Origin of the sequence: Streptomyces sp. NPDC091682 (assembly GCF_044756625.1) — a bacterium.
Classification (GTDB): Bacteria; Actinomycetota; Actinomycetes; order Streptomycetales; family Streptomycetaceae; genus Streptomyces.
On sequence record NZ_JBIVTH010000010.1, the window covers coordinates 68347 to 81919 of the forward strand.

Consider the following 13573-nt stretch of genomic DNA (forward strand, 5'->3'; position numbering starts at 1 on the left):
ATCTCCCGTTCAGGCGGTCGCCGTTCGGTCGGGCGACCCGCTGCGGGAGAACTCAAGCGGATATGCCGAAGGCGCGACGGACGGTTGTCCGTCGCGCCACCGGAAGGGGTGAAGAGTCGTAACTTTCCCGTACGGTTCGCGTTCGAGCACGCTAGAAGTACGGTCTCGGAACCGGACCGCTCCCGAGACGGCCGACACCCGATACCCGGCACCCGACTACGCGAAGACCTCCTGCCGGGTCCTGCGGCGGCCGGCCGCCAGCGCGGGGTCCAGGGCCGGTACGGCGGCCAGCAGCTGCCGGGTGTAGGGATGGGCCGGGCGGTCGTAGACCTCGTCCACCGGGCCCTCCTCGACGATCTCCCCGGCCCGCATGACGGCCACCCGGTCGCTGACCTGTCGGACCACCGCCAGGTCGTGCGCGATGAAGACCAGCGCGATGCCCAGCTCCCGCTGGAGCTCCGCCAACAGGGCGGTGACCTGCGCCTGGGTGGTCACGTCGAGGGCGGAGACCGGCTCGTCGCAGACGATCAGCCGGGGCCGGGGCGCGAGCGCCCGCGCGATGCCCACCCGCTGGCGCTGACCGCCGCTGAACTCGTGCGGGTAGCGGTCGTAGTGCTCGGCCTCCAGCCCGACGCGCAGCAGCAGCTCCGCCACCCGGGCCCGGACGGCCGCCTCGTCCCGCTCACCGGCCGCGCGCAGCGGGTCGGCGATGGACTCGCCGACGGAACGGCGCGGGTTGAGGGAGGACACGGGGTCCTGGAAGACCATCTGCACACCGCTCGCGATGCCGGTGACCGGGGCGCCGTCCCGGTGCACCTGCCCGGAGCCGGGCTCCAGCAGTCCGACGAGCATCCGCCCGAGCGTGCTCTTGCCGGAGCCGCTCTCGCCGACGATCCCGAGGGTCTCCCCGGCGTGCACGGCGAGGGACACCCCGGCGACGGCGGCGACCTTGCGCCGGCCCCGCCCGAACTCCCGCCGCAGTGAGAAGGCCTCGACGACGGGCGGCACGTCCGCCGATTCCGGCCCAGCCGGGGTTCGAGGCGCGGGGTCCGGGGCGGAGCCCCGGGAAGGGCGCGGCCCGTCCAGCCTGGGCACCGCCGCCAGCAAGGCCTTGGTGTACGGCTCCGCTGGTGCGGCCAGCACGGAAGCCGCCGGGCCCCGCTCGACGGCGTGGCCACCCCGCATGACCAGCACCTCGTCCACGCTCTCCGCCGCCACCCCCACGTCGTGGGTGACCAGCAGCAGCCCGAGCCCGCGCTCCTCGCGCAGCCCGTGCAGCAGGTCGAGGATCTGGGCCTGGACGGTGACGTCCAGCGCGGTGGTCGGTTCGTCGGCGATCAGCAGCCGCGGCTCGCAGGCCAACGCCATGGCGATGAGGGCCCGTTGCCGCATGCCGCCGCTGAACTCGTGCGGCCGCGCGCGGGAGCGGCGCACCGCGTCCGGGATGCCCACCCGGTCGAGCACCTCGACGGCGCGGGCCCGGGCGGCCCGCCGGGAGACGTCCGCATGGATCCGGTGGACCTCGGCGATCTGGTCGCCGATGGCGTAGTACGGGTCCAGCGAGCTCAGCGGGTCCTGGAAGACCATGGCGGCCGTCCCGCCGCGCAGCCGGCGCAGTTCGGCCGCCGGGGCCGTGCCCACGTCCGTGCCGCCCACCCGGACGGTGCCGCCGAGGCGGGCGCCCGTACCGCGGTGCAGTCCCAGCAGGGCCGCGGCGACGGTGGACTTGCCGCTGCCCGACTCTCCCACGATGCCCAGGGCCCGACCCGCCTCCAAGGTGAAGGAGATCCCGTCCACGGCCCGTACGTGTTCCCCCGCCCCGCCGACGGGGAAGTCGACGACGAGGTCGGTGACCTCCACCAGTGAGTGCGTCATGCGAGGGTCACCCTTCGGTCCGCGGCGGCGTACAGGAGGTCGGCGACCGCGCCCGCGAGGACCACGGCCGTGCCGATCGCGAGGACGACGCCGACGACGACGGGCAGGTCCACGACCCGTACGCCGTCGATCAGGGTCTTGCCGAGGCCGGGGATCCCGAACAGCGACTCCGTCAGCACGGCCCCGCCGATCATCGTGCCGAAGTCCACGGCGCTGAGCGCGATCACGGGGGCCACGGCGCCGCGCACCGCGTGCCGCGTGACCACGGCCCGCTCCCCCACCCCGTAGGCGCGGAAGGTCCGGATGTGGTCCTCGGCCAACGTCTCCAGGGTCGAACTGCGCGTGAGGCGGGCGTACTTGGCGCTCTCGAAGAAGCCGAGGGTGATCCACGGCAGGAGCAGGTTCCAGGCCCACTGCTCGGGGTCCTCGGTCAGCGGCACGTACGTCGGGAACGGCAGCCACTGGAGGTGGGCGCAGACGATCATGAGCAGCAGCAGCCCCAGGATGAAGACGGGGGTGCCGGTTCCGGCGAGGGTCAGGACGGTCAGGGCCCGCTCGGTGATTCCGCCGCGGCGCAGCGCGGACAGCAGTCCGGTGCCGACGCCGACCACCAGCCAGATCACCAGCGCGCCCAGCGCCAGCGACAGGGTGGCGGGCAGCCGGTCCAGGATCAGCGCGGTGACCTGCTGGTCGTTCTGATAGGAGAAGCCCAGGCAGGGCGCGTCGCAGTGCAGGACCAGTCCGGCGCCACCGGAGTAGTCCCGGCCGGCCAGCAGCCCCTGGAGGAAGTGCAGGTACTGGGTGGGGGCGGACTCGTTCAGCCCGAGCTGCTGGCGGACCTGGGCGATCTGCGCCGGGTTGCAGCGCTCGCCGCAGGCCAGGCGGGCCGGGTCGCCGGGGGCGAGGTAGAAGAGGGCGTAGACGATCACGGACAGGGTGAGCAGCACGAGCACTGCGCCGCCCGTCCGTTTGAGCACGAAGAGGGTCACGTCGTGCGCTCCTTTCTGGTGCCGACCCGCAGGCGGGAGCCTTCGCGCGGGTCGATGGCCGTGCGGACGGCGTCGCCCAGCACGGTGGAGGCGAGCACGGTGACGAAGAGCAGCCCGGCGGGGAGCAGGACGTAGGCCGGATCGGCGCGGAACCAGGTCTGCGCGCTCGAGAGCATCTGCCCCCAGGAGGGCGTGGGCGGCTTGACGCCGACGCCGAGGAAGGACAGCGAGGCTTCGGCCACGATGGCGGTGGGCACCTTGATCGCGGCGTAGGTGATGACGGGCGCGGCCAGCGAGGGCAGCAGTTCGCGGCGGGCGATGGCGAACGTGCCCCGGCCCGAGAGGCGGGCGGCGTCGACGAAGTCGAGCCCGCGCAGGGCGAGGGCCTGGGCGCGGACCATCCGGGCGGTGCCGCCCCAGTCGAGCAGTCCGATGACGAGGATCAGCAGCAGCGGCCGCGGGAAATCGGGCGGGACGACGGCGGTGAGGGCGATGCCGATCACCAGCATCGGCAGCGCGATCATCACGTCGGTGAACCAGCCGATGAGCTGGCCCGCGAACCGGCCGCCGAGCGCGGCGGCGAGTCCGACGCCCACGCCGACGAGCGTTTGCACGACGACGGCGCCCAGGGCGACGAGCAGCGAGATCCGCGCCCCGTACAGCAGCCGGGTCAGCAGGTCTCGGCCGGTGCCCGGCTCGACGCCGAGCCAGTGGTCGGCGGAGATCCCGCCGAAGGAGCCGAGCGGTACCCCGCCGCGCGCGGAGTCCACGAGGTCGTCGTGGTACGCGTTCGGGTCCTGGCCGGTGAGTTGGGCGACCAGCGGTGCGGCGAGGGCGAGGAGGACGAGCAGGGCGATGACCGCGGCGGCCGCGAGGGCCGCGGGCCGGCGGCGCAGGCGCCGCCAGACGTGGCGCGCGGGGCCCGCGGCCGGGGCGGAGGCCCCGGACGCGGCCCCGGACGCGGGCGCGGGCGCGGGCGCCGGCTGCTGCGGCGCCGACCGCTTCGGGGCGACGCTCACTTGACGGAGACCTGCGAGACGTCGAGGACGCCGGTCCAGTCGCTGATCACGACGTTCTTGACGTCCTTGCCGACGATCCGCTTGTAGACCGGGTGGAAGAGCGGCACGTCCAGGGCCTGCTCGCCGATCTTCTTGTCGAGTGCGCCCCAGCGCTTGCCGGCCGCCGCGAGGTCGGTCAACTTGGCGATCTCGTCGATCTCGGCGTTCACGGCCGGGTCGTTCAGCTGCGCGTGGTTGTAGTTGGAGCCGTTGGTCACGATCTGCCGGCCGTCGAAGATCGGCGCGAGGAAGGGGGCGCCGGAGGGCCAGTCCGCGCCCCAGCGGGAGAGGAAGAAGCCGGGGGTGTTCTTGACGTCCCAGCGCTTCTCGTTGAAGGCGTTGTTCTCCAGGCCCTCCAGCTTGACCGTGATCCCGGCGGCGGCGAGGGCCTGCTGCACGGCGGTGGCCACCTCGGGGCTGGTCTGTCGGTTCTGCGCGGTGGAGTGGGTCAGGGTGACGGTGATGCCGTCGGGGAAGCCCGCCTCCGCCAGCAGCTGCTTGGCCTTGGCCGGGTCGCCGGTCTTGCCCGCCGGGAAGTGGTCGTACGGGGTGAAGCCGAAGGCCTCGCGCTCGGGCAGGAAGGTGGTGGCCGGTTCGGCGAGGGCGGATCCGCCGGCGGCGTTGATCACGCTGGTGCGGTTGATCGCGTGGGAGATGGCCTGGCGCACCTTCGGGTTGTCGAAGGGGGCCACCTTCGGGTTGAAGGCCAGGTAGTTGACGTAGCCGAAGTGGCCGGTGCCGACGCGGCCCGCGAGGTCGTTCTTGTCGGCGGAGTCGCCGATCTGGGCGAGCTCGGCGGGTCCCAGGTTGGTGTCGGTGGTGACGGCGGCGGCGTCGGGGCCGGAGCTGGTGGTCAGGCGCTGGTTGATGACCGCGGCGTCCAGACCGGAGCGGACGTCGATCTTGTCCGGGTAGGCCTTGCGCTCCTCGTCGGTCTTCTCGTCCCAGTGCTCGTTGCGCTCCAGGGTGAGGTGTTCGCCGTCGTTGTCGTTCTTGACGACCTTGTACGGGCCGGAGGAGACGGGGTGCTCCTCGTACTTGACCCCGGTGTCCTTGGCCTTGGGAACGGGCGCGAACTGCGTCTGCGTGGCGACGAAGGGGAACTCGCCCTCGGGCTTGCGGAGTTTGAAGACGATCGTCTTCGGGTCGGGCACGACGATCGAGTCGAGCCCCTTGCCGCCGTCCTTGTACGGGCCCTCGTACGTCTCCCCGCCGACCAGCCAGTCCCGCAGGTACGGGGCGCCGCCCGACAGTTCGGCGGCGAAGGACCGCTCGATGCCGTACTTGATGTCGGCGCTGGTGATCGGGGAGCCGTCCTCGTACTTCAGCCCGTCCTTGAGCGTGTACGTCCACTCGGTGGCGTCGGCGTTGGGCCTTCCGGTGTCGGTGGCCAGGTCGGGCACGACCTTGGTGCCGGCCGCGCCGTCCTCGCGGTTGCGGGTGGTCAGCGTGCGGAAGACCAGCGAGGGAACGTTTCCGCCACCCGAGGTGTAGAGCCGGGCCGGGTCGAAGTCGCTCTGCGGCTCGGAGTTGAGGACGGTCAGGGTGCCGCCCTTCTGCGGGGCGCCCGCGGCGCCCGGCTTGTCGCCCGAACCGGCCTTGCCCGCAGCGTCCTCGGGGCCGCAGGCCACGGCGCCCCCGGCCAGGACGAGGCTGACGGTGACGGCGGCCACACGGCGCGCTATGAGATGACGGTCGGGTCCGGCGGAAGACATGGGTGTGTTGACCTCTCGGCGTGAAGGAAGGGCTGAAGGGCCACGCGAGGGGCAGCGGTCGACAGCGGTGCCGGAGGGGCACCGGAGCATGAGGAAGCCGCGCCTGCGGGCATGGGCACGCCCGGGCGCGGCGAAGGAACTCGAAGAGGGTCGCAGCGCTTGCGGGCCGGGGGCACCTCCCGGGCCGCAAGGCCCAGGGGGAGTCAGCGACAGAAGATGTCGGCCACGCTGTGCGCGGTCACACCAAGCAGCGCCAGCTCAATGGCGGCGCTCGCGGTCATGGTGTGGTCGTGCGACATGCGGAGAACGATTGCCGATGATCGGACGGATTGTCAACGCGGATCCCCGCCCGGCACCGGGCGGGGTCGTGCCCGTCGGTCAACCCTCGGGGAAGACCCAGGGGTTGGGCTTGCACTGGATGCCGTCGATGTTGAGGGACTTGGTCTGCTGCTGCATGATCGGCGCGAGCGCGCCGGGTGTGCGGCAGTTCACGTGGTCGCGTCCGAGCCGGTGCCCGACCTCGTGGTTGATGAGCATCTGCCGGTAGATGAACATCTGGTCCGGTCCGTAGGTCGCGGAGCCCTGCGCCCAGCGGAACGCGTTGATCATCACCCGCTCGGTGCGCGCGGAGTCACAGGAGACGTTGTCGACGGTGATGTCCAGGTCGGACTTGTCGCACCAGAACCCGGTGGTCCCGGGACTGGCCAGGGTGATCACGAAGTCCGCCTGGCCACCCGGTACCCGCTCGAAGGTCCGCTCGCCGTTGTGGGACCAACTGCGCGGGTCGTTGAGGGTGCGGTGGACGGCCTCGGCGAAGAGCTGCGCGTCCATGCCCAGGCCCTGTTCGACGTCGACCCGGTAGCGCACGAGCTTGCCCTTGCCGGGGGCCTTGGCCACACCGGGCACGGTGTCGAAGGTGCCGGGTCCGGCGAGTTTCGGGTCGATCGGCAGTTGTTGGGCCATCTTCTGCTCGAAGGTCAACTCGGGCGCGGCGGCGGACGGTGCCGCGGGCGCGGCCCCCGCCGGGGGCTTCGCGCGGTCGTCCGAGCGGGAGGCGGCCGCGTCGGTCCGGCTGCCGTCGGAAGCGGCCTGCGCGCCCCTCTTGGCATCGTCCCCGGCGGAGTTCATCTGACCGGCGACGACGACGGCGAGGACGGTCGTGACGGCCACGGCGGCCACGCCGGTGTACGTACGGACCTTCCGGCTGCGGCTCGAGCCGGGCGGCTCCGGGGCGGGATCCACCGGGTCCACGGCATCGAACGGGTCCACGGGATCGACCGGATCCGCCGCGGCCGCGGCAGGCCCGGGGCCGACGGGAGCGACCGGGTCCACCGGCCTGCGCGGCCCGGGCACCCGGCGGTGCGAGCCGGTGGAGGTGAAGAGGTCGGTGTCGGGGTCGGAGTCGAATGCGCCCGGCGGCGCCAGGGTGACCTGGGGGAAGCCCACCGCGGGGGTGCCGAAGGCCGGGGTGCCGGAATCCAGGTGGGCAGCGGGTGCCGCCGCGGCCGGTGCGGTGTCGGAGTCGGAGTCGGAGTCGTCGTGCGGGCGCCGCACCCCGCGCCAGTCCCCGTACACGGAATCGGGGCGGGCCCCCCAGGCGCCGCCGGACTCGTACTGCTGGGGGTGGCTGCCGGTCCGCACGTCGTCGAAGGTCCGGTCCTGGGACGCGTACCCCTGGTGGGTGACGGTCGGTTCGGGCCGGTATTCGGCGGGCGGTTCCTCGTAGGGCGGCGCCTCCGGCTGCGGCCGGACGGGTGCCGCAGCGGCGGCCGGAGCCGGAGCCGGGGCAGGGCCCTTGCGACTATGTCGTCCCATGGTCCTCAGCCTCTGCCGTCTTCGATATTTCGGTCACCCTCGCCCGTTCCGGTGTCACTCAGCAGCTCGCGGAAGGCGGCGGCCACCGCCTCGGGGTACTCCATCATCGCCACGTGTCCGGCCTCGGGCATGCACAGCAGCCGCGAACCGCGGAAGGCCGCGGCGGCCTTGTGCGCCATGCGGTACGAGACCAGCTGGTCCCGGCCACCGTAGACCAACAGCGAGGGCGCGAGGACCCGTTGCGCCTGCCGCCACAATCCGTGCTGGCCACCGAGGGTATAGGCGTCGACGATGCCGCGCGAGGAGCGCGTCATCGCCTCCCAGAAGTACGGCAGGGCCATCCGCCGCTCCATCTCCTCCACGGCGTTGCGGAATCCCTCGGGTGTCACCCGGGAGGGGTCTCCGTAACAGAGCTCCGTCACCCCGCGGGTGCGCTGCTCTGCGCTGAGCCCCTGCGTCAGCCGGCCGAAGAGCGCGGCCACCCCGGGCACGGCGAGCAGCGCGGTCGGCACGGCCGACTTCTGCACGCGCAGCTCGGGCAGGGCGGGCGAGACCAGGGTCAGGGTGCGCACCAGGTCGGGCCGGACGGCCGCGACGCGGGTGGAGACGGCGCCGCCGAGGGAGTTCCCGAACAGGTGGACCGGGCCGCGCCCGGCGGCGTCGAGGTGTCGGATGACGGCGCGGGCGAAGGCGGTGACGGAGTAGTCCCGGTCGGCGGGTGGTGGGGACCAGCCGAAGCCCGGCAGGTCGACGGCCTCGCCGTCGACGGTGTCGGCCAGCCGCACCATCAGATCCGACCAGTTCTGCGAAGAACCGCCGAGTCCGTGGACGAACAGGGCGGGCGGCAGCCCCGTGCGCAGGGGCGGGCGGAACCGGACGGCCAGTTCCAGGCCGGGCAGCACGGCGGTGCGCAGCTGCTCCCCTTCGGCCACCCGAGCGGCTCCCGCCTGGGAGGACGGCTCGGCGGTGGACCGCACGCCCGGCAGCTCGGTCGAAGACATGCGGGCAATGTTACGAGACGATCACGCTCCTCTTCCTGTGTTCGCCGTCACAGACACGGGCCGGATCCATATAGCGGTGCCTCCGCGATCCTCCTAGGCTCGTAAGTGAGCACAAGGAAGCGAGGGGAGCGGCATGACTGTCGACCCTGCGGAGCCGGACACCTTCCGGGAGCAGTTTCCGGAATCCCTCGATCCTGAGGCGCCCGAGGCGGATGTGGCGGAGCAGCTCGCCGATCTCCGGCCGGACGAGGACGACCCGATCACCGCGGGCGCGGTGGACGGGGTCACGGACGGCGATGCCGTCGAGCAGGCGCGCGTGGTGCCGCTGGACGAGGACGACTACCGCTGACCCACAGCTGACCGAGCACCGACCAAACCGCTGATCAAACCGCTGACCAGCGCCTCCGGGCCGTCCGTACCGCGAGAAAACTCGGCTTGAACCCTCCAGATTCGGTTACCGAAAAGTACGATGGCGGCGCGGCGCAGAGCGCACTGTGTTCTTAGAGAAAGTGGGAGGCGGCGTGACAGCCATCGAGCAGACCGAGGCAGCGCGTCCGCGGGGCACGCGACTGCCGCGCCGAGCCCGGCGCAACCAGCTGCTGGGCGCGGCCCAGGAGGTTTTCGTCGCCCAGGGGTACCACGCGGCGGCCATGGACGACATCGCCGAGCGGGCCGGCGTGAGCAAGCCGGTGCTGTACCAGCACTTCCCCGGCAAGCTCGACCTGTACCTGGCCCTGCTGGACCAGCACTGCGAGGCCCTGCTGCTGGCCGTGCGCACCGCCCTGGCGTCGACGACGGACAACAAGCTGCGCGTGGCGGCCACGATGGACGCCTACTTCGCGTACGTGGAGGAGGAGGGCGGCGCCTTCCGGCTGGTCTTCGAGTCCGACCTGACGAACGAGCCGGCGGTGCGCGAGCGCGTCGACCGCGTCTCGCTCCAGTGCGCCGAGGCCATCTCCGACGTCATCGCCGAGGACACCGGCCTGTCCAAGGACGAGTCGATGCTGCTGGCCGTGGGCCTGGGCGGGGTCTCGCAGGTCGTGGCCCGCTACTGGCTCTCCAGCGAGAGCCCGGTCGCCCGCGAGACGGCGGTCGGCCTGCTGACCTCGCTCGCGTGGCGCGGTATCGCCGGCTTCCCGCTGCACGGCACGGAGGCCTGAGGGGCCGGTGCGCGGCGGCGCCCGCGGCGGCGGCCCTCATCGGCCGCTGTTCGCTGCGAGCGTGTCCGCTCTGCGCGTCGGTGTCCCCTCACCGGGCTAATGTGGACCGCGTACGGCGCGGATGATCGCGCGAACCGGATCGTCGGAGGGACAAAGCCGTGGAGGTCAAGATCGGCGTGCAGCACGCACCCCGGGAGATCGTGCTGGAGAGCGACCTGAGCGCCGAGGAGCTGGAGAGCATCGTCACCGCCGCTCTGTCCGGCACTGCGCCGCTGCTGAGCCTCACCGACAACAAGGGCCGCAAGGTCCTGGTGCCGTCCGACCGCCTGTCGTACGTCGACCTGGGCGAGCCGAGCGTGCGCAAGGTGGGCTTCGGCGCGCTCTGAGAACTGTTGGAAACGGCCCGGTGGTTGATCCCACCGGGCCGTTTCTGTTTCTTCCGCTTCGGGTAGGACCGCAGTGACCCGGTTTGCCCTGACGTATGGGAGGGACCTCATGCTGCTGATGGAAGTGCTCGGCTCCGCACTCCTGGGCCTCGCCTTGTCCGCGACGGCCGCCCGAGGACTCACGCGCCGGTTGCCTTCCCGCACAGTGGTACTGGTCAGCGGGGTGCTGGGGGCTCTGTTCGGGGCGTATCTCACCCACTTCGCGCTCGGGCCCGGGCACAACACCCTGACTGCGACGCTCATCGGCGCGGTGCTGGTGTCGGCCGTGGTCCTGTCCCTGCTGCTCCGTCCGGCCTCGGGGCCCCGCAGGCCGTCCCACAGGACTCCGTTTTCACTCCCGTCGCGGGGATGAGGATGACCCGGCGCCCTGAGCCCTGCCCCTGAACCACGTACGTCGGCCCCGGCGCGCCGTGTGCGCGCCGGGGCCGACGTGTGGAGCGGTACGGAGCCTCGCCGGCCGCCTCGCGGCTGCCGGGCTGCTGCCGAACGGTCAGGCGGCGAGGCCGAGGGCCGCCATCCGCTTGGTGTGCGCCTTGGTGATGCGGGTGAACATCTCGCCGACGGCCGCCAGGTCGAAGCCTGCCGCCATTCCGTCGACGCCGCCGACCAGCATGGTCGAGAGCGCGTCGCGCTCGGCGACCACGCGCTGGGCCTGCGAGAGGGCCTCGCCCATCAGCCGGCGGGCCCACAGTGCGAGCCGGCCGCCGCAGCGCGGGTCCGCCTCGATCGCCGCGCGGACCTTCTCGACGGCGAAGTTGCCGTGGCCGGTGTCGTCGAGCACGCCGAGCACGAGGGCGCGGGTGTCGGTGTCCAGGTGGGAGGCGACCTCACGGTAGAAGTCACTGGCGATGGAGTCACCGACGTAGGCCTTGACCAGGCCCTCCAGCCAGTCCGACGGCGCGGTCTGGCGGTGGAAGTCGTCGACGCCCTTCGCGAAGGGCTCCATGGCGGCGGTGGGCTCGACCTCGATCGCCGCGAGCCGGTCCCGCAGCCGCTCGAAGTGGTGGAACTCGGCGGAGGCCATCGCGGCGAGCTCGGCCTTGTCGTCGAGGGTGGGCGCGAGCTTCGCGTCCTCCGCGAGGCGCTCGAAGGCCGCGAGCTCTCCGTAGGCGAGCGCACCGAGCAGGTCCACGACGGCGGCCCGGTACTGCGGCGAGGCAGAGGCGGCGGCCCAGTCCTGGGAGGCGATGCCCACGACTCCGGCCGGGGCGCTGTCGTCGGCGGGCGAGGCGTTTTCTACGGTCGACATGCTCCGCACAATAGCCCGCCGAATGGCCCTCCAAGTCACCACGCGGGTTCCTTGCCTGTCCAGCTAAACGCGCCTACCCGGTGAATTCACCCGACACACCTGCGCGATTCCGGGGTACAGTGGTAATGCGCCTGCCGAATACTCGGCGGGCCATCCGAATGAGGATGCCCGGTCGGTGGCCCGATCGGCTCCAACCGACCGCCCTCGGTGTGGTGCGTACGTTCATGCGTACCGCCAACCACGAGGGGCCCCCTCAGCGGCAGATGCGCTTGAGCGAAGGCTAGTGGTCCCGCGCAGCTTCGTACGTAGCAGTACTGCAAGCACGGCACGGTACGACCCCCCTCGCCGCCTCGCGCCGCGTCTCACAGAAGAGGCAGCACCCTGACTACGTTCCGAGACCTCGGGATCTTTCCCGAGACGGCCGAGGCCCTTGAGGCCGTCGGCATCGTGTCCCCCTTCCCGATCCAGGAGATGACCCTCCCCGTCGCCCTTTCCGGCACGGACGTCATCGGCCAGGCCAAGACCGGAACCGGCAAGACGCTCGGTTTTGGACTTCCGCTGCTGGAGCGGGTCGTCGTCCCGGCGGACGTCGAGGCCGGCCGCGCCACCCCGGCGCAGCTGACCGACGCACCGCAGGCCCTCGTGGTGGTTCCGACCCGCGAGCTGTGCACCCAGGTCACCAACGACCTCCTGACCGCGGGCAAGGTCCGCAACGTCCGCGTCCTCGCCATATACGGCGGTCGCGCGTACGAGCCCCAGGTCGAGGCGCTCAAGAAGGGCGTCGACGTGATCGTCGGCACCCCGGGCCGCCTGCTCGACCTGGCCGGGCAGAAGAAGCTCGACCTCTCGCACGTCAAGGCCCTCGTCCTGGACGAGGCCGACGAAATGCTCGACCTGGGCTTCCTGCCCGACGTCGAGAAGATCATGGCGTACCTGCCGGCGAAGCGTCAGACGATGCTGTTCTCGGCGACCATGCCCGGTGCGGTCATCGGCCTGGCCCGTCGGTACATGACGCAGCCGACCCACATCCGCGCCGTCTCCGAGGACGGCGAGGGCGCGACCGTCGCCAACATCACGCAGCACGTCTTCCGTGCGCACAACATGGACAAGCCGGAGCTCGTCTCGCGCATCCTGCAGGCCGAGGGCCGCGGCCTGGCCATGATCTTCTGCCGTACCAAGCGCACGGCGGCCGACATCGCCGAGCAGCTGGAGAAGCGCGGCTTCGCGTCCGGCGCCGTCCACGGCGACCTGGGCCAGGGTGCGCGCGAGCAGGCGCTGCGCGCGTTCCGCAACGGCAAGGTCGACGTGCTGGTGTGCACCGACGTCGCCGCGCGCGGCATCGATGTCGAGGGTGTGACCCACGTCATCAATTACCAGACGCCGGAGGACGAGAAGACCTTCCTGCACCGCGTGGGCCGCACCGGCCGCGCGGGCAACAAGGGCACCGCCGTCACCCTGGTCGACTGGGACGACATCCCGCGCTGGCAGCTGATCAACAAGGCGCTGGAGCTGGACTTCCACGACCCGGTGGAAACGTACTCCACGTCCCCGCACCTGTTCGAGCAGCTGAACATCCCGGCCGGCACCAAGGGCATCCTGCCGCGCGCCGAGCGCACGCGGGCCGGCCTGAAGGCCGAGCAGCTGGAGGACCTGGGCGAGACCGGCGGCCGCGGTGGCCGTGGCGGCCGCTCCGGTCCGGCGGCCGCCGCCGTGGTGACCGAGGAGCGTCCGGCCCGTACCCGTACGCCGCGCCAGCGCCGCCGTACGCGGGGCGGTGCGGAGCTCGCCGAGGGCGCCGAGGCCACCGCAGCGGTGACCCCGACCCAGGCTCCCGAGGCCCCCGCGGCCCCGGCCGCCGACGAGCCGCGCCGTCCGCGCAGGCGCCGCACCCGTGTGGCCGCGGTACCGGCCCAGGCCCCCGTGGCCGCACCGGTCGCCGAGGCTCCGGCCGTCCAGGCTCCGGTCGCACCGGCCGCCCCGGTGACCCCGGTCGTCGAGGAGGCTCCGGCCCGGCCGAAGCGCGTCCCGACCCGCAAGGCCGTGGCCGCTCCGGTGACCCCGATCACCGAGGATCTTCCCGCCGCGGAGGCTCCGGCCCGGCCGAAGCGCGTCCGTACCCGCAAGGTCACCCCGACCGAGCCGGAGCCGGACTTCCAGATGCCGCCGCTGGTCGAGCCCGTCCGGGCCCGGCGCACCACCCGCAAGGCAGCCCCGGCCGCCGTGGTGACCCCGGTCGCCGAGGTTCCCGCCGAGGAGGCTCCGGCC

General features: G+C 72.3%; 13 protein-coding genes. 5 read left to right on the top strand and 8 right to left on the bottom strand.

Annotated elements, in window-relative coordinates:
• Positions 1-216 precede the first annotated feature (216 nt).
• From ACIQK6_RS23165 to ACIQK6_RS23195, 7 genes are all read right to left on the bottom strand, one after another.
• A complete protein-coding gene (locus ACIQK6_RS23165) occupies positions 217-1875 on the bottom strand; it encodes a dipeptide ABC transporter ATP-binding protein (RefSeq protein WP_402695362.1) in 1659 nt (552 codons plus the stop codon).
• Complete coding sequence (locus ACIQK6_RS23170) at positions 1872-2864, bottom strand: ABC transporter permease (protein ID WP_402695363.1); 993 nt, start codon at positions 2862-2864, stop codon at positions 1872-1874. The genes ACIQK6_RS23165 and ACIQK6_RS23170 overlap by 4 nt, the downstream gene beginning before the upstream one ends.
• Entirely contained in the window at positions 2861-3883 is a 1023-nt protein-coding gene (locus ACIQK6_RS23175; protein WP_402695364.1) for an ABC transporter permease, read from the bottom strand. The genes ACIQK6_RS23170 and ACIQK6_RS23175 overlap by 4 nt, the downstream gene beginning before the upstream one ends.
• Positions 3880-5637: an ABC transporter substrate-binding protein gene (locus ACIQK6_RS23180; RefSeq protein WP_329099175.1), complete on the bottom strand. Its 1758-nt coding sequence runs from the start codon at positions 5635-5637 to the stop codon at positions 3880-3882. The genes ACIQK6_RS23175 and ACIQK6_RS23180 overlap by 4 nt, the downstream gene beginning before the upstream one ends.
• A 203-nt stretch (positions 5638-5840) precedes the next feature.
• A complete protein-coding gene (locus tag ACIQK6_RS23185) occupies positions 5841-5936 on the bottom strand; it encodes an Ms4533A family Cys-rich leader peptide (protein WP_329099176.1) in 96 nt (31 codons plus the stop codon).
• Positions 5937-6015: 79 nt separating this feature from the next.
• On the bottom strand, positions 6016-7452 hold the full coding sequence (locus ACIQK6_RS23190) for a DUF3152 domain-containing protein (RefSeq protein ID WP_329099177.1): 1437 nt from the start codon (positions 7450-7452) through the stop codon (positions 6016-6018).
• A 5-nt stretch (positions 7453-7457) separates the two neighbouring features.
• On the bottom strand, positions 7458-8453 hold the full coding sequence (locus ACIQK6_RS23195; protein ID WP_329099178.1) for an alpha/beta hydrolase: 996 nt from the start codon (positions 8451-8453) through the stop codon (positions 7458-7460).
• 133 nt (positions 8454-8586) lie between these two features.
• On the opposite strand from ACIQK6_RS23195, the gene ACIQK6_RS23200 reads away from it, so the two are divergent.
• From ACIQK6_RS23200 to ACIQK6_RS23215, 4 genes are all read left to right on the top strand, one after another.
• The gene (locus ACIQK6_RS23200) at positions 8587-8802 is read left to right on the top strand and encodes a hypothetical protein (RefSeq protein WP_329099179.1); all 216 of its coding nucleotides are present in this window, start codon (positions 8587-8589) and stop codon (positions 8800-8802) included.
• Positions 8803-8974: 172 nt separating this feature from the next.
• Positions 8975-9613, top strand: a complete 639-nt coding sequence (locus tag ACIQK6_RS23205; protein WP_202199848.1) for a TetR/AcrR family transcriptional regulator — start codon at positions 8975-8977, stop codon at positions 9611-9613.
• A 158-nt stretch (positions 9614-9771) separates the two neighbouring features.
• On the top strand, positions 9772-9999 hold the full coding sequence (locus tag ACIQK6_RS23210) for a DUF3107 domain-containing protein (protein ID WP_030011334.1): 228 nt from the start codon (positions 9772-9774) through the stop codon (positions 9997-9999).
• A gap of 109 nt (positions 10000-10108) precedes the next feature.
• Complete coding sequence (locus ACIQK6_RS23215; protein WP_329099180.1) at positions 10109-10411, top strand: hypothetical protein; 303 nt, start codon at positions 10109-10111, stop codon at positions 10409-10411.
• A 138-nt stretch (positions 10412-10549) separates the two neighbouring features.
• Here the strand turns inward: ACIQK6_RS23215 and ACIQK6_RS23220 are convergent, their stop codons facing one another.
• Complete coding sequence (locus tag ACIQK6_RS23220; protein ID WP_329099181.1) at positions 10550-11308, bottom strand: ferritin-like fold-containing protein; 759 nt, start codon at positions 11306-11308, stop codon at positions 10550-10552.
• A gap of 471 nt (positions 11309-11779) precedes the next feature.
• Between ACIQK6_RS23220 and ACIQK6_RS23225 the strand changes: the two genes are divergently transcribed.
• Positions 11780-13573: DEAD/DEAH box helicase (locus ACIQK6_RS23225; RefSeq protein ID WP_402695365.1), on the top strand; the 1794-nt coding region annotated here is incomplete at its 3' end.